The organism is Neobittarella massiliensis (ex Bilen et al. 2018) (genome assembly GCF_014269355.1).
GTDB lineage: Bacteria > Bacillota > Clostridia > Oscillospirales > Ruminococcaceae > Neobittarella > Neobittarella massiliensis.
Window position 1 is genome coordinate 1801108 of the sequence record NZ_JACOGI010000001.1, and the last position, 19678, is coordinate 1820785.

Below are 19678 nucleotides of genomic sequence, written 5' to 3' on the forward strand. Positions count from 1 at the left end.
GGGCTCATCTTCAGGCGCTGTAGAGCGTAGTGGGCGAAATTGGCCTCTCCGTCTCCCTGCTCGATCAGTTTTTTGCTTCTTCGATCAGGTCGTTGACATCATCTTTGTAGCCGTTTACCTCCATCACCGCATCCATGAGCGCGGTGTACTCGCCCGACCGCAGCATCACCCCCAGCAGGCTCTCGGCCTTACCGTCGCGCACGCCAAAGCGCTCCTGCAGCTCGGCCGATTTAAAGTTGGGGTCTACGGTACTGGCCACCATCAGGCGGTCGGTATACAGGTCGGTATCGGTCTCGGTGACCTTCTGGCGGGTCTTTTTGTCGATGGTGGTGCGCTGGCACGATTTGCGGATGGTCTTGTTCTCCTCCTGGGTCAGCGCCCGCACCTTAAAGGGAAATTTAAAGCGGTCAGACAGCCGCACCTCGATCTCCTGCTGCTGGTCCTCGAACTCGCCGCTGAGTAAAAATTGCTCCAGTGCGCTCATGTAAAGTCCCCCTTAAAATTTGTTGAAGGCAGTCAAAATATCAAAGTCCTCAAAGGTGAACTCGATCTCCTCCTGCAGCGGGTCCTCGCTGTCGGCATCCAACATGGCCAGCACGGTGGTATCGAAGTTCACGCCCATCAGCAGCACGGTCTGTTTGCCGGCCGCTGAGGCGGGGTCGTCGTTTTCGATGACCAGGTCAAAAAACAGGTCGCGACCGGTGTCCTTATACTCCCCCAGCAGCGAGCGAAATAGCGGCGACAGGTAGTAGATGGTCATCGAGCCGGTGCCCGACATGCCGATGGTCTTGTGGCCGGTCATGCGCTTGCCCATCACCTTTACCTCGGCCTTGGCCTTCTCCACATTGGCCTCGATGGTCTTGGCAAAAAACAGCTCTTCGTTGTTGCCGTTTATCTTGGCGTAGGCGCGCCCCTCCTTGCCGGAGATGGTGTCCTGTGCGTTTAAAATAGCCATATCTTTTCCCCCTCTTTTACGATACAGTCACAGTCATGTACAATTTTTCCATGCTGTCGTTGGGTTTCAGGGCGCAGGTGACTACCACGTCGCGCTTGCCACTGCCCTGGCTCACCTGGATCTCGTCGCTGTCGAACTCACTGATGGCGGCGATCGACTGGTACTGCATGCCCAGCGATACCAGGTCGGCCCTGAACAGCTCGCGGCTGGTGGCGTCGTTGGTCATGCGGCCGATGTAAGACGCGCCGAAGATACGGGCGATGTCGTTGGCCCAGCCGTCGAGCACGCGCATCACCCGGTTCGAGGCAAAGCCCTCGGGTCGATCAGCGGTAAAAGTGTGCAGGGTATTGATGTCCGAGACGACCCGCGCCTGGCTGCCGTCGCTGTAAAACTGGAAGTAGCCGGCCTTGATGTCCTCTTCATACTGGCTGGGGGTAAATTTCACGTCCACGTCTACTGCCCCGTCATAGGCGATGTTGGTCAGGCTCTCGTTCACGCCGGCCGCGGCGGTGGCGCCCAGTACCCAGGCGGCGGCGCCGTACTTGTCCACCGTCTCCCCACTCTCCAGAACAACGCCGTTGTCCACGGCGATGATCCCCTCGTGGTCAATGGTGTAGCGGTCGCCGGTAGCCATCACACACACCACCTTTTTGCCCTCGGTGTCGCGCATCTGGCGCACAAAGTCCACATACAGGTCTCTGGTGTCGCTGTCAGCGCCCAGGTAGCCCACTGCAGCAAAGCTCTCCACCGATAGCTTGGCCAAAAATTCGCCGTGGCTGTCGGCGCTCTCGATGCCGTCGCTGCCGCCGGTCAGCCCGGTGGGTGCCGCGGCGGCCAGCTCGCCCTCGGCCGCGGCGGCAAAGATCACGTAGTCGTTGGGCACCAGCTGTTTCACGGCAGTTACCTGCTGCACGTCCACCTGCTGCATGTCCACATAGGTGATCACGCGGTACTCGCCCTGCGCGGACTCTATCTCCACGTCGATGTCGTTGCCTCTGGTGCCGCTGTATTTAGCCGTCACTTCCAGACCGCCCACAGTGGCTGTGGCCGCCTGGCCGCCGCCGTTTACGCGGTACAGCATCACGGTCAAAGCCCGTTTCAGACACTCGCGCACCGCCAGCAGCTGGGGGGCGTTGGCGCCGTAGCCCAGCAGCTTTTGGGCATCGCGGGAAAAGCGCGCCGCGTCCAGTTTTATGATCTCGTCCTCCGGCCCCCAGTTCAGCGCCAGCGGCAGTGCCGCCGTGCCCCGGGCCCCCATGTTGGCCCCCTGTCTGGTCCCCACAAAATTGATGTACGCGCCCGGTAATACCTTGTTCTGGGCACTGAATGTTCCGCCTCCGATGGGCATGTGATCACACCTTTCTCTCTCTTTTGTATATGCCGCGGTGTCGGGCGCTCAAGTCCCCCGCCCCCGCTGAGCGCCGCCGGTATCAGCCGGGGCGCCTCCTGCCAAATCGTCTTTCGCCGCTCACAGCTGCGCGTGTGTGCTCTGGTCCAGAGCGGCCATCTCGTTGCCGCCGTCCTGCCGCTCGGTGCTGTTATGCTGTACCGTCGCGGTAAAGGCGCTGCCGTACGCCGTCTCGGCCACCGCCCGGTCACGCAGGTGCAGCACCGTCTGTCCTGCCGTCAACAGCTGTAGCTCATCGAGTACCGCCTGGGCCCAATCGCCTGCTGCGGTCCCTCCGGGCGCCGTCTGGTAGCGGCGCACCTCGATGGTGAAGGTGTCGATACATCGCCGCCCTAGGCCCTGCTCGCGGCTCTGCCGGGTACAGTGCACATACATCTCGCCCTCGGTCTCGGCCGGCGGCGGCTGGGTGTGCACCCGGCCGTCGGGGTACAGCTGCTGCAGCCGCTGCGCCACCGCCTGTACGATCTCATTTGCCGTCATCTGTCTTTCCTCCCTGCGGTCCCGCTGCTCGTGTGCCCGGTCCCGTTCGGCTGTCCTTGCAATTTACAGTTTAGCACCTGTCGATGTGGCCTGGTGTGGCCACTTGTTCCAGCGCCCGATCGTGCAGCCGCAACACCCAGCGGTAGTTGTAAGACATGCGCGCTGCGATCTGTTCCCAGGTACAGCCGTCTATGTACCGGTAGTACAAAAGTGTCTGCAAAACGTCGTCGTCCACCGCCGCAATAGCCGCCCTGATCCCCTCACGCACCCCGCTGATCTGCGCCATATCGGCGGCGATCTCCTCCTCGATATCGATGATCTTCTCCACCGCAAAGGCCACCCGGTCTCCGGTCTGGCGATCACCGGCGCCTAGCAGCGGGGGCGTCACCTTCTCGGCCCGGCTGCGCCACCGCGCCAGCTCCTCCACCTTCTGATCCAGGTGCCGCTCCAGCTTTTTGTACCGCGACAGGTATGCCGCTTTCTCCTTACCGGTCAAACTATACACCTCCTGTGCGCGGCGCCGGCCGCATCGGCCGGTGCGCCGCCGTCGTCTGTCATCTGCCCCCTGTGCGCGCAGCTGCCAGCCGGGCGAGAGAGGCGGGGCGGCCGGTCTGTGACCGCCCCGCTTTTCTCGGTCCCGGCAGAAAAGCCCCCTTTAGGGGGGATTTTTTCCATCACTCCCCCAAAGGGTCTCCATGCCCCCACGCCCAGGTAAAAGCCACATTTTCCCCTATCAGACCGTAAAAACAGCGTATTTTCCCTTTTCCGGTCGGAAAAGACCGTTTTTTCCCTCTTTCCCCGCTCATCTGTCTATTGGCCGCCGGCGTACCTGACCGTCTTTTACCAAAAAGCCGCCGTGCTCCTTCAGCCGGTTGCGCACCGTGCGCTCGGTCACCTGCAGGTGGGCCGCCATATCGCGCACCGCCGCCCGGCCCTCTCTGCCGCAGACGGCAAAGGCCTCCTCCACGGTGTTTTGCCGCGCCTGGGTCCGGTCGATCTTAGAGGACGTCCGCCGCCCGGGCAGGACCTCCCAGGGCTGCAGCGCCGCCAGCACGCCGGTGGTGTCGGCCTCGTGCACCGGGTAGGCAAACCACACATCCAACGGCGGTGGCTTGGCAAACTCCCGCAGCGTGGCGTCTATGCGCCAGGCAGTAGCTGTCTGTGCCGCCAGCTGCAGCCGATTGAGCTGGCTGCACAGGCGCCGATACTCCTCCGGCGGCAAAAGCCCCTGGGCCAACTGCAGCAGCTGCTCCTCATCCTGCTCCTGTCCATGCCAACCGCAGCGGGCCAGCTGCTCGCCCAGTGCCGTTCGCCGCAGTTGGGCCGCCAGTTGCCGCCGCAGCGCATCGCCTGTCCCCAGCTCTATCAGATCCAGCAGCGCATCGGGATCGCGGGCAAACACGCCCGAGCCACTGGCCCGGTCCATGGCTCGCTTTCCGCCCTGCGCCCCCTTGGAGTGGTGATGGCAGTACACCGCCGCACAGCCCAGCTGGGTGCAGATACTGTCAAACTGGTTGCAGAAGTGGGCCATCTGGTCGGCGGCGTTTTCATCGCCGGTGATGACTTTGTAGATGGGGTCGATGACCACCGCCGCATAAGCCCGGTCGGCACTGCGCTCGATGAGTCGGGGCACCAACTGATCCAGAGGCACACTGTGGCCCCGCAGATTCCACACGTCGATGTTCTCAAGCCCCTGCGGTGCCCAGCCCAAGGCAGCATACACATCGTAAAACCGGTGCAGGCAGCTGGCGCGGTCCAGCTCCAAATTCACGTACAGCACCCGCCCGCGCGCACAGCGGCGGCCCAGCCACTCTCGGCCCTCGGCAATAGCGATACACAGCTGGATGAGCGCGAAGCTCTTCCCGGCCTTGCTGGGTCCGGCCAACAACATCTTATGGCCCTGCCGCAGCAGGCCCTCGATCAGTGGCGGCGACAGCGGCGGCAGGTCGTTCCAGTGGCTGGCGATCGTCTCCGTCTCCGGCAGACCGTCGTCGCCCCGCCGCATAAAAGCCTGCCACCGGTCCCAATCGGCTCGTCCCATGTGGGTGGCCACCAGCCACTGTCGACGACCGCCGCGCACCGCTCCCGGCATGCGCGACAGGCGGGAGGGATTGCAGTTCTGCCGGTCCACCTCCAGCCCGTTTTCCCTGCACACCCGGTACAGCTCGTCCACTCGCTGGCGGTATTGCCGCGCATCTGCGGCCCCGATGTGCACCACCGCATGCAAGCTCTTTCCGCCCGAGTACACCAGGCAGGCCACCGGCAGCTGCAGCGCCTTGATGACTGCATACTGCCGCGCAAGATCCTGCGTGTCCGACTCGACCAGCGCATACCGGTAGGCGGCGACGTTCTCATTTTTTACCCCTCTGCCGTCCAGAGGATTAAAGCGTATCCAGGCCCCGGCCTGGGGCCGATAGCGGCCCAGCACCGACTGTATATCTCCCCCACAGCGCTCCAGCGCCCGGCACAGCTCGCCGGCAGTGCGGTCAAAGCGGCCCTTGGTAGGCAGGTAGCGGCCATCGCGCTCCCAGCTCTCGGTCACATATCCTACCCGGTCTCCCTCCTCAAACAGCGCCCGCAGGTACTCGATCAGCTGGGCGGCCGGGTCCCAATGCCGCGACGGCAAAAACTCTCCGTGTTCATTTCGCTGCTCGCTGTCGGCTGCCACACCGCCCGGCTCCAGAACAGCCGTTCCACCCGGTACCTCTCCTGCCCGGCAGCGTTGCTCCGACGCCTGTCTGTCAGCGGTACGCCGCTCGCTGTCAGCTGTCGCACCGCCCGGCTCCAGAACATCCGTTCCAGCCGGTACCTCTCCTGCCCGGCAGCTCGCTCCCGGCCACCAGCCCTGTTCGCGAGCTAGACGCACCAGCGTACCGCCGGTGACCGGATTGGGCGCCCCGCGAAACGAGCGCCACTTGCGCATACATTCTCCCGGCCGGTAGCGCGCAGGGTCGCCTTGGCTCCATCGGTCCCAGTCATCCGCGCTTCCCCCACTCTCTTTTAGCGCCATGCCCACCTGTATCCACTCACTGTAGGTAAGCGCCGCCGGATCGATGGCCGCCAGCAGTCCTGTCAGTTCCTGTCGCACAGTTTTCCCCCCTCTCTCGATACCTGCCGTTCGCATGCATTATAGCCGCCCCTTTTTTCTCCGGGCAGCGATCAGTTCCTCCAGTCCTCGGCGCACGGTGTCCTCGGCTTGCCGAGGCTGGCGCCGGCTGTTGATCAATGCACTAAAATATTTGGGGCTGATGCCCAGATGTCGGGCCAATTCGATACCGGTAATACCATACCGGTGCATTTCTCCGATCACTTCTGCCGTCCACTCTGCTGGCATATCCTCTCTCCTCTCTAGATAAAAGTTGACTTCGGTAAACACATCCCGTATACTGATAAGTAGTTTCATGTATCCCATTAACAGGCATGAGTCCACTACGTTTTGTTTACCAAATTCACCATCTATTGGCAGTATATGTTAACTTTAGTAATCAGTCAAGCATTTTTGGTGAATTTGGTAAACATCAGCGCTTTATCCAGAATAGAAGGAGCGATCTCGGTGTTTTATGATCTATATATCCAGTTGTGTGTACAAAAAGGGGTCAGCCCCTCCCGTGCGGCCGAGGAAAACGGTCTCAGCCGCACTGCCGTCGTCAAGTGGAAAAACGGCTCCACTCCCAGCGGCGCCACCGTACAAAAGCTGGCCGCCTATTTTGGGGTCACCGCCGACTATCTCATGGGGGGCACCGTCCCCGGCGACCCGGTCTCCACCGCCCAGTCGCCAGACGATATCACCTGCGACGATTTTACCTATGCGCTTTTAAATGAGAGCCGCCAGCTCACCGACCGCGACAAGCAGATGCTCTTAGAAATGGCCCGATATATGCGTAAAAAACTGTCTGAAGAACAGCCGTGAGCCACCTTTTTATCGGTGCGCCACGCCCAGCTCGCGCTGTTGCGCGCTCCCCCCGTCTGCCGGCTACGCCGCGCGGCGGGGTATTTTTTTACGCCAATAAGGCCGGCAGCCTTTAAAAAGCTGTCGGCCTTATCCTGCGGTGTGCGCTGTATTTGCTGTATCGCAGTGCTACACGCCGCCGAGTGCAGATATGCCCGGTTATGTAGGGGCGCCCGCCGGCGCCCCTGGTCTGCTGTCAGAAGGCGCTCTACTGGGCGTCTTTTTTGGTGGGGTGTACGGTGCAGCGGGGATGGTGTACCGGCGCATACACAGACGAGAGCTTCAGCGGGCGGCGGCCGGTGTTGACGATGTTGTGCCAGGTACCGGCGGGGACGAACACGCCGTAACCGCTGTAGAGCTGCTTGCGGTAGGTCATATGTGTGCGGCAGCTGCCCATTTTAACGGTGGCCATTCCTTCTTCTACGCGGATAAACTGATCTGTATCCGGGTGCATCTCCAAGCCGATATCGCCGCGCACCGGAATAGACATCAGCGTCATCTGCAGGTACTCGCCGGTCCAGTAAGCAGTGCGGAAATCGCAGTTTTTCTGTGCCGCGGTCTCGATGTTGGCCACATACGGCCCAGGGCCGTGGTCGGTATCACAGTGGATATCGGGGCACTCGTCGGGGTCAGGATCAGGCTCGGGCCTGCCTCCACAGCCGCAGCCCGGCTCCTCCGGCTCGGGTTCAGGGCGTCCGCCGCAGCCGCCGTCGGGGCGGTGATGGTGGTCGTGGTCGGGTCTGCCGCCGCAGCCGCAGCCCGGCTTCTCCGGCTCGGGTTCAGGGCGCCCACCGCAGCCGCCGTCGGGGCGGTGATGGTGGTCGTGGTCGGGTCTGCCGCCGCAGCCCGGCTCCTCCGGCTCGGGTTCGGGGCGCCCACCGCAGCTGCCGTCCGGGCGGTGATGGTGGTCGTGATCGGGTCTGCCGCCACAGCCGCGGCCCGGCTCCTCCGGCTCGGGTTCAGGGCGCCCACCGCAGCCGCCGTCCGGGCGGTGATGGTGGTCGTGATCGGGTCTGCCGCCGCAGCCGCAGCCCGGCTCTTCCGGCTCGGGGCGCTCCACCGGGAACTCCTCGTAGCAGTCGCAGTGGCGGTCGGGGCAGTCCTCCAGGTTCTCCTCATCCTGGTGGCAGTTACAGCGGATATTAGTGAAGAATACATCTTCGTGGTGATTGGGCATATCGCTATCTCCTTTCCTATGTGCTGACAGCACTCCAGTTTATGTCTCGGCGGCAGCGGCGGTACCGGCGGTGCGTCGCGCTTTTACACACCGCGTCGGCAACTGCGGCAAAAGCGCAGCTGTCGGCGGCTTTATCAGCTGCGTCCACCGCCTAAAAACGCCCCTCACCCCATATTTCGCCCATCCCTCGCCGCGCTGCCCGGCCCCAGCACCACACCGATCCGCAGCTCCTGTTTTGCCAGCCGCGCTGCGAAGTGCTATAATATGGTTATCGATACAGCGCAAAGCGCGTCACCGAAAGGAGCTCAAAAGCATGTTGGCAGCAAAGCGGGCACTGGCGGCAGCCGGGTTGTTATCGCTCATCAACACACCGCTGTGGGTGGGCTTGGCCGGTGGCCCGCTGTGGCTGCATATCGCCTTTACCGCGCTGCTGACGGCGCTCTATCTGGCTCTGCACATCCGCCCCCGCAGGCTGCCCGAAGGCGGCCGCCTGCAGGTCATGATGGGCGGGCGCGAGCTGCTGGTGCTCTCCTGCCCGGTATTGCTGGTGCAGCCGGTGCTGCTCGTGTCGGCCTGTACCCGCTGGAAACACCTGTTTTCACTGGGGCGGCGCATCGGGGCGATCGCGCTGTCACTGCTGCTGGTGGCCGCACTGCTTACAAACGGCTTTTTGCGGCTGATGTTCACCTGCCAGCGGCTGCGCATCCTCTGGCGGGTGCTGCTCCTGCTATGCTGGTGGGTGCCGGTGGTCGGTCCGCTGCTGCTCATCAAGGCCTGTTCGCTGGCCCAGGCCGAGTACCGGTTTGAAGCCGCCCGCGCCCAACTGCAGGTCCTGCGCCGCGACAGCCAGGTCTGTGCCACCCGCTACCCGCTGCTGCTGGTGCACGGTATCTTTTTCAGAGATTGGCAGCTCGTAAACTACTGGGGCCGCATCCCCAAAGCGCTCATTCAAAATGGGGCCACCATCTTTTACGGGCAGCAGCAATCGGCCGCCAGCGTGGCCCGCAGCGCCGCCGAACTGGCCCGGCAGATCGAGCGGGTCGTAGCGGCTACCGGCTGCGAAAAGGTCAATATCATCGCCCACTCCAAAGGCGGGCTCGATGCCCGTTATGCCATCAGCTGTCTGGGGCTGGCGCCGCGGGTCGCCTCGCTCACCACCATCAACACCCCGCACCGGGGCTGTGTGTTTGCCCAGGTGCTGCTAAAAAAGCTGCCCGGAGGTCTGGTGCGCTTTATCGCCACCCGCTACAACAAACTGTTTGCCAAACTGGGCGATGACGACCCCGACTTTATGGCCGGGGTGCAGGACCTAACTGCCCGGCGCTGCGCCCAGCTGGCCCAGCAGATGCCCGCCAGCGACGGTATTCTGTACCAGAGCGCGATGTCGGTGATGAAAAGGCCGGGCAGTGCCGCCCCGCCGCTCAATCTCAGCTACCGGCTGGTCAAAAAATATGACCGGGCCGAAAACGACGGTCTGGTGGCCCTGCCGTCCGCCCAATATGGCAAATTTTTAGGCTGTCTGCGCGCCGACGGCAAGCGGGGCATCTCCCACGGCGACATGATCGATCTTATGCGTGAAGATATCCCCGGTTTCGATGTGCGCGAGTTCTATATCGGTCTTGTCAGAGATCTAAAGGCGCGGGGCCTGTAGCCCCTGCCGTACTATGTACATCACAAACAGCGCCCCGGGCACCTCCTCTGTAAGAAGGCGCCCGGGGCGCTGATCACATCTATCTGTTCTATCTTATCTGCCCGTTCACTGCGGACCCGCCACCACGCAGCAGCTGCGGCGCTTTTTGGCCTGGTACAGCGCGGCGTCAGCAGCGCTAAAAAGCGCCTGATAGCTTTTTCCGTGCTGCGGCCACCGGGCCAACCCCATGCTCTTGGTGGCCCCCCACTGCAGCGGGTCTTTTAAAAAGCGGTCTATCTGCCGCGACAGTTCCCCGCACCACTCGGTCCCGTGGGCAAACACCACAAATTCGTCGCCGCCCCAGCGGGCGATCATCGCCTCGGGCCCAAAAGCGGTCCGCAGTTGGTCGGCTACCTGCTTGAGCGCACCGTCGCCGGCGGTGTGGCCGTGGGTGTCGTTGAGCTGTTTAAAAGCATCCAGGTCCACCAGCAGCAGCGCGTGGGGGCCGCCGGGTTCCCGGCGCAGCACACGCTCGATATATGCCTCCCCATAGCGGCGGTTATACAGGTCGGTCAGCGGGTCCATGTGGGCGGCTGTCTCAAAGAAGTCGGCCCGGCGCTTGAGCGGGTCGATATTCGAGACCACCCCCACCATAAAGGCGGGCTCCCCGTCTTGTAAGATGGGCACCACATCGATCTTGCACCAGGTATAGTCCTCGTCACCGGCGCACATGCGCGCCTGATACGAGGCCGGCTGCCCCGCCAGCACCGCCGCAAATGCGCGCGCCACGGTGGGGTGGTCGTCGGGGTGGGAGAAGTAACCCGACACCGCACGGCAGTATGCCTGCGGCGACAGATCGCTAAAGGCGGCCACATCGCGCAAGATCGTGTCGCCGTCTTTTCCAAAGATCGCCTCTGCATTTTCAAAAAAGGTATAGCGCTGGTTTTTCAGGTCCACCTCGTACACGCAGATGCCGGCCGCCCGCATGGCGATGGTAAAACGCTCTTTATAGCGCCGCAGTGATTCGAGCAAACGCACACCTCCCGCCTGGCCACCGGGGACGCTGTGCTCTGCTCCCGGCGCATATTTCGTTTTCATTATAACAGTGTGCGCTTATATATGCCAGCTATTTTCCATTAATATATACACAGTATATAAATAGCTGATAAAAAGATGGTATAGCTCCACTTATATCGGTACTGCGGCAAGTTGACAGTCCTCTTCCCTATGGGGTATGCTAAAAAACAGCCAAACATACCGCAACGACAGGAGGAACACCACATGATCCGTTTTAACTGCGACTACAGCGAAGGGGCTCACCCCCGCATTCTGGAACTCATGCAGCAGACCAACCTGGAGCAGTGTCCCGGCTACGGGGAGGACAGCCACTGCGACCGCGCCCGGGCTCTCATCCGTAAGGCCTGCGGCGGCGCCCCGGTAGAGGTCCACTTTATGGTGGGCGGGACCCAGACCAACCTGACGGTGATCTCCGGTCTGTTGCGCCCCCATCAGGGGGTCATCAGTGCCGCCAGCGGCCACATCGGCGTCCACGAGACCGGCGCTATCGAGGCCACCGGCCACAAGGTGCTCACGCTCCCCAGCAGCGACGGCAAAATCACCGCCGCCCAGGTAGAGGCGCTCCTGGACGAGCACTGGCACGACGAGACCCACCAGCACATGGTACAGCCGGGCATGGTCTATATCTCGCTGCCCACCGAGCTGGGCACCATCTACCAAAAAAGCGAACTGACGGCGCTGTACCAGGTGTGCCGTAAAAATCATCTGCCCCTGTATATCGACGGGGCGCGCCTGGGCTACGGGCTGGCCGCCGCCGGATGCGACTTCGACCTGGCCGACCTGTGCGCGCTGTGCGACTGCTTTTATATCGGCGGCACCAAGCAGGGGGCGCTGCTTGGCGAGGCACTGGTGCTGTGCCGCCCCCAGCTGTTGCCCGATTTTCGCTACCTGATGAAGCAGCGCGGCGGCATGCTGGCCAAAGGTAAACTGCTGGGCCTGCAGTTCGAGGCGCTGTTCTCCGATGGGCTGTACTTCCAGCTGTCGCGCCACGCCGTAGAGATGGCCGACCGCATCGCCGCCACCTGCCAGAAAAAAGGTATCCCCCCGCTGGTGGTCACCGGCACCAACCAGCTGTTTTACATCTTCAGCGACGAGGCGCTGACGGCGCTGCAGCAAAAATACGCCTTCTCTTACTGGGGCCGTGTAGACGAGCGCCACAGCGCAGTGCGTATCTGCACCAGCTGGGCCACCACAGAAACAGATGTCGACAGCCTCTGCGCAGACATCGCCGCCCTGTAGCATAGCGCCTGCTCAAAAAAATACAGATGGCGCTGTCACCGGCTGCCTCAAACAATTCAGTCAAAGTGATGGGTGTCGGTGCACAGGGTCGTGTCATGTGCAAATGCGAACACTTTCAGATATGTGGGGTAATAGGTTTTATGTGTAGAAAAAGCAGAGGTAGACCATCTCGCAAATTTGTCTTTGCCGTTTTTTTGTTGGCGCTGTCCTTTGTAATGATCCCGATGGTACTCGGCAGTGTTTACGACGGTGATGACCTGTTCGTCCACTTAGGTCGGATCGAGGGTATAAAAGACGGCCTGTTGTCCGGGGCTTTCCTCGTGCGCATCAATCCCTTTATGCTCAACAGCTACGGATTGGCGATCCCTCTGGGATATCCCGAGACCTTTCTGTATATCCCGGCAGTATTGCGGATACTGGGGCTCTCGGTCGAAACGTCTTACAAGCTCTTTTTGATGATCTGCATCGCCGGCACCTACTGGTCCGCTTATTTTTGTGGCAAAAAAATCGGTAAGAGCCGCTACTGCGGCCTTGTGACTGCCTTCATCTACACGACATCCTCCTATTTTTTAGCCAACTTATATGTGCGCGCCGCGCTGGGAGAAATACAGGCCTTTGTATTTATCCCTCTCGTCGTATATGGTCTGTACGATTTCGTGTGGGAAGATGCTGCAAAATGGTGGTATTTGGCAATCGGTTTTGCCGGTCTCATGCTCTGCCACAGTATTACCTTGGTGATCGCGGCAATTTTGTGTACGCTGCTCTGTCTGATCTATATAAAGCGCATTTTTTTCACCCGTACACATGTCTTTACGCTCAAAAAGATCAGATCTTTATTTTATGCTGTGGGTACCGTCGCCCTGACTACCTGTTTCTTTTGGCTGCCATTTTTAGAGCTTATCACGGCGCACGACCTAGCTTTCCACCATTCCTGGTCCCATATCGAGGCAAAAGATCCTTTTTTGATATCCCGCTTTACAATCGGTATTTCGGTAGTCATTCTTTGCGTGTCGCTCATCTTTTTGCGCAAAAAGATAAAAGCGCTCTGGTTTTTCTTGATCGGTGGTGTTTTCTCCCTATTTTTCACCACCGCTCTCATGCCGTGGGATCTGCTGCGGCCATATCTCAATAACATCCAGTTCCCATGGCGCTTTCTCAGTATGGCCACTTTCTTTTTAGCCGTCGCCATTGCTTTGGTCCTCCACACAAAATATCACCGGCGGCAGGTGCGCGAGCTCGCCCTCATCGGCGTCATCGCCGTCAGCCTGCTTGGCTCTTATATGTATCTGTCCACATATGTCAGTGACCGGCCACTGTTAAACTACACGCCCGAGATCCTCCACTCCTCCGATTCGCCGATCAACGAATGGCTCCCTGCCTCTATCTCTCAGGAACTGCTCAAACAAGAGCAAACGGTCATCTCAACCGACCTCTCAGAAGAAATCGCCTTTGTGAGAGATGGGGTGCGATTAAATTTTCTGTGGCAAGATGAAAAGGGTCATACCTGCCATGTGCCGCTGATCTACTACAAAGGGTATACTGCCTACCTCACCGACGAAAAAGGACAGCAGCACGAGCTCCCCGTCCTTCGGGGAGCTGACGCGCTCATCGAGTTGGATATGGGCGGTCTTCCCAGCGGTGAAGTGACCGTCGACTACACCGGGACCACGCTTCAAAAGGTGAGCCTATTTATCAGCGGGTCGTCACTGGCGGTGCTTGCGATCTGTGCTTGCCTGTTTTGCAGGCGAAAACGGCGGCCTCATCGCTGCAATTGGTAGGTCATCGCAATACAATACGCAAAAAAACGACACCGAGTCGGTGTCGTTTTTTTGCGTCAAAATATCTCTCCCAGTTCCCAAAAAGTCGTTGACACATATATATTGTAGTGATATCATAATAATATCAAACAGAAATGATCTGTATAAGGGGGAACTACCGTGAAAGAGATCGTGCTGCAAAACAAGAAAAACGGTATGGCCGTGCTGCTGGTGACCGTGGTGCTGTACCTGCTGGCGGTCGCCGGGTGTGTGGGCGGCGGTATGCTGCTGCCGGGCGCCTTTGGGGTGGTGCTGCTGGTGGTGAGTATCCTGTGGCTGAGCCTGGGCTGGATACCGCTGCTGGGCCTAAAGGTATTGAGACCGCAAGAAGCGCTGGTGCTCACCCTGTTTGGCAAATACATCGGCACGCTCAAGAGTGAGGGCTTTTACTTTGTAAACCCCTTCTGCTCCAGTGTCAACCCGGCCGCCAAGACCAAACTCAGCCAGAGCGGCGACGTGGACGGCGGCAGCGCCAAAAACTCGGTGATCTTTAACACCGCCGCTGTCTCGGCCACCGGGGCCGAGCTGGCCAACCGCAAGATCTCTTTAAAGATCATGACCCTCAACAACAGCCGCCAAAAGATTAACGACTGCCTGGGCAATCCAGTAGAGATCGGCATCGCCGTCATGTGGCGGGTGGTCGACACCGCCAAAGCGGTATTTTGTGTCGACAACTTTAAAGAGTACCTCTCGCTGCAGTGCGACAGCGCCCTGCGCAACATCGTGCGCATCTACCCCTACGATATCGCCCCGGGCGTCGATACCACCGGCGACGGGGTGGCCGACGAGGGCAGCCTGCGCGGCTCCAGCGAGATCGTAGCCGCCCGCATCCGCGACGAGATCCAGCAAAAGGTGGCCGAAGCCGGGCTCGAGATCATCGAAGCCCGCATCACCTACCTGGCTTACGCGCCGGAGATCGCCGCCGTCATGCTGCAGCGACAGCAGGCCTCAGCCATCATCGACGCCCGCAAAATGATCGTCGACGGCGCGGTGGGCATGGTCGAGATGGCCCTAGAGCGCCTGGGCGAAAATCAGGTCGTAGAGCTGGATGAAGAGCGCAAAGCCGCCATGGTCTCCAATCTGTTGGTGGTGCTCTGCGGCAACCACGACACCCAGCCCATCGTCAACTCGGGAAGCCTGTACTAAAATGGCTGCCGTGCAAAAACAGCCCAAAAAGCAGGTGCCTCTGCGACTCTCCGCCAAACTGTACGATGCGATCGCCGCCTGGGCCGAAGACGATTTTCGCTCGGTCAACGGTCAGATCGAGTACCTGCTCTCTGAATGCGTGCGCCAGCGCAAGAAAAACGGCAAATACGTCTCTGACGAGCTGGATGTGCCGCCCGAACTGGATATCGAGTAAAAAAGAGCCCCGCCGTACGGTGGGGCTCTTTTTTGTGTACCGGCCGCGCGTCGGTCCCCCTGCACAGGGGCGGTGCATGTCGCATGTAGAGGACAGCCAAATTGCCGCCGCATCAGATATACTATCTGCACAAATATCTTAAGCTGGGACACATGTCCTTGTAACAACTGCCGATTTCACTATACTGGTACTCGAAGGGGCGAGCTGCTCCCAAGAGAACGTCAAGCGGCACCCAGCCGCAGAATTTAAGGAGGTCACTCTTATGCCCAGAAAAGTCATACTGGATGTAGACACCGGTTCGGACGACGCCGTCGCCATCATCACGGCGCTGCTGTCACCCGAGGAATTCGATGTCCTCGGCATCTGTACCGTCAACGGCAACCGCGAGGTACGGCTTACGACCGACAACACGCTGCGGGTCCTCGATCTGCTGGGGATGCCCCAGATCCCCGTCTTTAAGGGATGCGAGTTCCCCATGGTCTCCACTTTAAAACCCGGCCGCAAGCCCAATATCCCCTGGCGTGAAGGTATGATGACCGGTATCGAGGCACTGGTCCACGGCGATCACCTCGAGATCCCCGAGACCGATCTAAAAGAGCAGGATACCTGCGCGGTGAGCTGGCTGGTCGACACGCTGCTGCACACCAAAGAAAAGATCACGCTCATCCCCGTGGGCCCGCTCACCAATATCGCCATGGCTATGCGCGTAGACGCCCGTATCTGCGAGAACATCGAGGAGATCATGATCATGGGCGGCGGCTTTATCACCAACAACTCGTCGGCGGTGTCTGAGTACAACATCTGGGTCGACCCCGAGGCGATGGAAGTGGTGCTGCAGTCCGGCTGCAAGATCACTCTGGTCCCGCTCGATGCCACCCACGAGGCCTACCTCACCGTCAAAGACGCCGAGGTGCTGCGCTCCTACGGCACCAAGACGGCCGACGCCGTGGCCGCCATCATTGAAAAGCGCTCGCGCGGGTACGCCAACGATGTAGATATGAAAGAGTACGCCGCCGCCCCCATCCACGACGCGCTGGCTGTCTGTGCGCTCATCGACCCGACCGTGCTGGTAGACGTAGAGCACGTCAACTGCCATGTGGACATCGCCGCCGGCTACGCCGATGGGCAGACCTGCCTGGACCGCCGTATGCGCACCACCAAAGATGGTCCCAACTGCTATTTTGCCATGCACGCCGACCGCGAGAAGTTTAAAGATATGATCCTGGCTATCATGAAAAAAGCCACCCGGTAAAACACACCGCTCTGATGCAGATAAAAGGAGGAACACTCTTATGCCTAGAAAAGTGATCTTAGACGTCGATACCGGTTCGGACGACGCCGTTGCCATCATCCTGTCGCTGCTGTCCCCTGAGTTCGAGGTATTGGGCCTGTGCTCGGTCAACGGCAATCGGGAGGTAAAACTCACCACCGACAATACCCTGCGGGTAAAACAGCTGATGAAGTCGGATGTGCCGGTATATAAGGGTTGTGAATACCCCATGGTCGCCACGCTCACCCCCGGCCGCAAGCCCAATATCCCTTGGCGTGAGGGCAAAATGACCGGTGTCACCTCGCTGATCCACGGCGACCATCTCCCGTTCCCCGAGACCAGCTTAAAAGAAGAGCCTGTGGGCGCTGTGCCGTGGCTCATCGACACGCTGGTACACACCCAGGAAAAGATCACGCTCATCCCCGTCGGCCCGCTGACCAACATCGCCATGGCTATCCGCAGCGACCCCCGCGTAGTGCAGGGGATCGAGGAGATCATGATCATGGGCGGCGGCTACCTGGTCAATAACACTACCCCCATGGCCGAGTACAACGTCTGGGTCGATCCCGAGGCGCTGGAGATCGTGCTCACCGCCGGCTGCAAAGTCACGCTGGTCCCGCTCGACGCCACCCACGAGACCTACCTCAATTTAGAGGATGTAGCCGAGCTGCGCTCGTACCAGAACACCGCCGCTACAGCCGTGGCCGACCTGGTGGAACAGCGCATCAAGGGCTATGCCAACGACGCCGACATGAAGGCGTTTGGCGGCGCTCCCATCCACGACGCTTTGGCCGTCTGCGCTCTGCTCGATCCCAGTGTGCTCACCGAAGTGGTACACGTCAACTGCCACGTCGATATCTCCGGCGGCTACGCCGATGGCCAGACCTGTCTGGATATGCGCCAGAAGATCGACAAAGACGCGCCCAACTGCTACTTTGCCCTGCACGCTGACCGCGAAAAATTCCGCACGATGGTCAAAGCCATCCTCAAGACCTGCCCGTTCTAAAGAAGTACCGTTCAAGCGCTCTGCCGACTGTCGGGCAACTACTTAACCTTCTTTCACAAACGATCCACAGGCGATAAAGAGCCGGGACTGCTGTTTGCAGCCCCGGCTCTTTTGACGTCGCGGTCATCGCTGCCGGTCATGACCGCGACACTCCTTTTTTTCATCGCTCAGGCCAGCAGCTGCACCAGCAGTGCAAGCCCCCACATCACCAAAAACTGCAGCGGGTAAAACAGGTAAAAGCCGTGCCCCTGCCGCCCCTTTTGGCCGTTATAGCAGTGCAGGATGGCAAAAGCCAGCGCTCCCGTGCTCTCGGTGATGCCGCTACCCAGTGAAAACACCAAAGTCAGCGGCAGCGGGTCGCCGGGCAAAAAGCCGCTGACAAAATAGAGCGCCACATTGCCCACCAGCAAAAGTATGGTCGCCAGCGGCCACAACAGCCGCGGCCGGTCGGCCAGCAGATAAAAGAGCGCGATCAGGGCCACCCCCAAAAAGCTGTAGTCACATCGTATCAGCCACGCGGCCGCCATACAGGCCAGCAGCCCGGCGGCTGCCAGCCATTTCTGAGCGGCAAAACGGCGCAGCCACCACACTGCCACCAGGCCCAACAGCAGTGTAAAAAACACATTTTGCCCGCTCCAGTCAAAGCAGCGCCCGTTTACAGCCAAGTCGAACGGTATCTCCGAGAGCAGCGCAAACAGCGCCAAACGGCCGGCGTATTTGGCAAAACTGCGGGTGTGGGTAAATCCCTGCACCACCAAAAAGCAAAAGATGGGGAACGCCAATCGCCCCGCCGCGCGAAAAAAGCCGCTCACCTGTACCAGCCACATCAGGCCGGGCCAGCCTTTTTGCCCCCATACTGTCACCAGTGCCATCAGTGGTATAGCCCCCAGGTGATCGATGACCATCAGGCCCATGGCCAGCTTTTTTAAAAAGGCGCCAGAAAATCCGCGCACCAGCGGCGCATCCAGCGGCTGCTCCACCGCTGATCGGATGCCGGCCGCCGCGGCAGTATCGATCTGTGTCGTCTGCATGCCACAACGCTCCTCTCAATTTTGCCGCTCCACAGGCCTTGAAGTCGGTGTGCGGGCACTGCTCCCCAGTGTACCCGCTGGGGCAGCGCCTGTCAAATGTCCCTTCATACCCGCAGCCGGCGGCACAGCACTTGACAGCAGTGCGGGCCGGGCGTATAGTTATTATTGTCAAGTGCCGCCGTGCGCTGTTCTTTTTAGGCAATAGTTAGCTTAAACTAACCACCGTGATCATCATTTGGGAGGGACCGATTATGCCTACTGTCATCATCTGCGCCATTTTGTTGCTGCTGGCTGTATTTGCTGTGCGCCACTACTGTAAAAAGCTGGCCTCGGGCTGCTGTGGGGCTGGCGGCGACCAGAGCCGCGTACAGCGCACGCCGGTGGCCGACCGCGACCTGCGGCACTACCCGTACAGCCACACCTTTGCCGTAGAGGGCATGACCTGCAAAAACTGCGCCGTCCGGGTCGAGAATGCGCTCAACGGCATCGATGGGGTATACGCCCAGGTCCACCTGGGAAAAAAGCAGGCAGTGGTACACACCAAACGCCCGCTCTCTGCCGGGGTATTGCGCCAAGCGGTAGCCAAAGCAGGGTATGCCCTGCGTACCGATACCAGCTCCGGTAATAAGCCGCCACTCGCCAGCCAGTAAGGCCCTACCAGTACCCCAGTACCTCCGGCGCCTGCCTCCCGCTGTAGGCGCCGCCGCCGACTGACGGCTCTCTTGCCGCAAACCGGCTATACGGCGGTAACCGGCATAGCGCTGCCCGCCACCCGGCAGCTGGTCTGGTCGGTGGCCGCCACCGTCCAAAACACTGCCTATCGCCGGCTTCTGGCCGGTGCGCTCTGGCTGTGCGCCCCGCAGAGCAGTCGGCCCGGTCTCGAGCTTGGCAGGGCCCGGCAGCACCCGCCGCGGCGAGCGCTGTTGGCTGTTGCCGGTCTGAATCTGTACTGGTTCTGGCGCTAATATCGGTGCTGTTTCACCCCTTTGATGGGGGCACACACCGTACACACAATGCCCGGCCAGCTGGTGTTCACCGCACCTGTGGAGAGTCTGTACTTTTGCCTCTATCTGTTGGCTGCCGTCTATGACGCCGGCTCATGATCGACCGGTGCCGATCAGTGCCGTGCTGTTTGCATTGTACACCCCGTGCTAGCGTCACTCCGGGGAAGCTGATCCGCTTGCTGCCGGGCTTGCCGTTTGATCTGTGCGCCGAACTCGGCCAGCTGTGTCCCGTATCCGCCTGAGCACTGGTCCACGGGCTGCCAGATCGCGCCGCG

Annotated in this window: 19 protein-coding genes; 9 read left to right on the plus strand and 10 right to left on the minus strand. The window is 60.4% G+C overall.

What is annotated here, in order from left to right; all coding sequences use genetic code 11:
* Positions 1–64 precede the first annotated feature (64 nt).
* The 7 genes from H8K20_RS08195 to H8K20_RS08225 all read right to left on the minus strand — a co-directional run bounded on the left by H8K20_RS08195 (position 65) and on the right by H8K20_RS08225 (position 6177).
* Positions 65–484 carry a phage tail assembly chaperone gene (locus H8K20_RS08195; RefSeq protein ID WP_186488051.1) on the minus strand — a complete coding sequence of 140 codons (420 nt, stop codon included), beginning with the start codon at positions 482–484 and terminating at the stop codon, positions 65–67.
* Positions 485–496: 12 nt separating this feature from the next.
* Entirely contained in the window at positions 497–955 is a 459-nt protein-coding gene (locus H8K20_RS08200; protein ID WP_186488052.1) for a phage tail tube protein, read from the minus strand.
* Between the two features lie 16 nt (positions 956–971).
* Entirely contained in the window at positions 972–2303 is a 1332-nt protein-coding gene (locus tag H8K20_RS08205) for a phage tail sheath subtilisin-like domain-containing protein (RefSeq protein ID WP_186488053.1), read from the minus strand.
* Between the two features lie 120 nt (positions 2304–2423).
* A complete protein-coding gene (locus H8K20_RS08210; protein WP_186488054.1) occupies positions 2424–2843 on the minus strand; it encodes a phage tail terminator family protein in 420 nt (139 codons plus the stop codon).
* 70 nt (positions 2844–2913) lie between these two features.
* Positions 2914–3339, minus strand: coding sequence for a hypothetical protein (locus tag H8K20_RS08215; RefSeq protein WP_186488055.1), 426 nt, complete (start codon positions 3337–3339; stop codon positions 2914–2916).
* Positions 3340–3645: 306 nt separating this feature from the next.
* Positions 3646–5931: an AAA family ATPase gene (locus H8K20_RS08220; RefSeq protein ID WP_186488056.1), complete on the minus strand. Its 2286-nt coding sequence runs from the start codon at positions 5929–5931 to the stop codon at positions 3646–3648.
* Between the two features lie 39 nt (positions 5932–5970).
* Complete coding sequence (locus H8K20_RS08225; protein WP_186488057.1) at positions 5971–6177, minus strand: hypothetical protein; 207 nt, start codon at positions 6175–6177, stop codon at positions 5971–5973.
* Between the two features lie 219 nt (positions 6178–6396).
* On the opposite strand from H8K20_RS08225, the gene H8K20_RS08230 reads away from it, so the two are divergent.
* Positions 6397–6753, plus strand: coding sequence for a helix-turn-helix domain-containing protein (locus H8K20_RS08230; RefSeq protein ID WP_207721475.1), 357 nt, complete (start codon positions 6397–6399; stop codon positions 6751–6753).
* A gap of 247 nt (positions 6754–7000) precedes the next feature.
* Here H8K20_RS08230 and H8K20_RS08235 read toward each other — a convergent pair whose 3' ends face one another.
* A complete protein-coding gene (locus tag H8K20_RS08235) occupies positions 7001–7969 on the minus strand; it encodes a cupin domain-containing protein (protein ID WP_186488059.1) in 969 nt (322 codons plus the stop codon).
* Between the two features lie 313 nt (positions 7970–8282).
* Here H8K20_RS08235 and H8K20_RS08240 point away from each other — a divergent pair, with 313 nt between their 5' ends.
* Positions 8283–9620: an esterase/lipase family protein gene (locus H8K20_RS08240; protein WP_186488060.1), complete on the plus strand. Its 1338-nt coding sequence runs from the start codon at positions 8283–8285 to the stop codon at positions 9618–9620.
* Between the two features lie 105 nt (positions 9621–9725).
* Here H8K20_RS08240 and H8K20_RS08245 read toward each other — a convergent pair whose 3' ends face one another.
* Positions 9726–10631: a sensor domain-containing diguanylate cyclase gene (locus H8K20_RS08245; RefSeq protein WP_186488061.1), complete on the minus strand. Its 906-nt coding sequence runs from the start codon at positions 10629–10631 to the stop codon at positions 9726–9728.
* 249 nt (positions 10632–10880) lie between these two features.
* On the opposite strand from H8K20_RS08245, the gene H8K20_RS08250 reads away from it, so the two are divergent.
* The 6 genes from H8K20_RS08250 to H8K20_RS08275 all read left to right on the plus strand — a co-directional run bounded on the left by H8K20_RS08250 (position 10881) and on the right by H8K20_RS08275 (position 17368).
* Positions 10881–11915 (plus strand): threonine aldolase family protein, encoded by a 1035-nt coding sequence (locus tag H8K20_RS08250; RefSeq protein ID WP_186488062.1) that lies wholly within the window; start codon positions 10881–10883, stop codon positions 11913–11915.
* Between the two features lie 140 nt (positions 11916–12055).
* Complete coding sequence (locus tag H8K20_RS08255) at positions 12056–13693, plus strand: glycosyltransferase family protein (RefSeq protein WP_207721476.1); 1638 nt, start codon at positions 12056–12058, stop codon at positions 13691–13693.
* A gap of 159 nt (positions 13694–13852) precedes the next feature.
* Positions 13853–14878, plus strand: coding sequence for an SPFH domain-containing protein (locus H8K20_RS08260; protein WP_186488064.1), 1026 nt, complete (start codon positions 13853–13855; stop codon positions 14876–14878).
* Position 14879: 1 nt separating this feature from the next.
* The gene (locus H8K20_RS08265; RefSeq protein ID WP_178089869.1) at positions 14880–15092 is read left to right on the plus strand and encodes a type II toxin-antitoxin system antitoxin; all 213 of its coding nucleotides are present in this window, start codon (positions 14880–14882) and stop codon (positions 15090–15092) included.
* A 262-nt stretch (positions 15093–15354) separates the two neighbouring features.
* Complete coding sequence (locus tag H8K20_RS08270; protein WP_154867477.1) at positions 15355–16344, plus strand: nucleoside hydrolase; 990 nt, start codon at positions 15355–15357, stop codon at positions 16342–16344.
* 40 nt (positions 16345–16384) lie between these two features.
* The gene (locus tag H8K20_RS08275; RefSeq protein WP_105204833.1) at positions 16385–17368 is read left to right on the plus strand and encodes a nucleoside hydrolase; all 984 of its coding nucleotides are present in this window, start codon (positions 16385–16387) and stop codon (positions 17366–17368) included.
* A gap of 167 nt (positions 17369–17535) precedes the next feature.
* Here H8K20_RS08275 and H8K20_RS08280 read toward each other — a convergent pair whose 3' ends face one another.
* Positions 17536–18399 (minus strand): TraX family protein, encoded by an 864-nt coding sequence (locus H8K20_RS08280; protein WP_186488065.1) that lies wholly within the window; start codon positions 18397–18399, stop codon positions 17536–17538.
* A gap of 251 nt (positions 18400–18650) precedes the next feature.
* On the opposite strand from H8K20_RS08280, the gene H8K20_RS08285 reads away from it, so the two are divergent.
* The gene (locus H8K20_RS08285; RefSeq protein WP_186488066.1) at positions 18651–19049 is read left to right on the plus strand and encodes a heavy-metal-associated domain-containing protein; all 399 of its coding nucleotides are present in this window, start codon (positions 18651–18653) and stop codon (positions 19047–19049) included.
* Positions 19050–19678 lie beyond the last annotated feature (629 nt).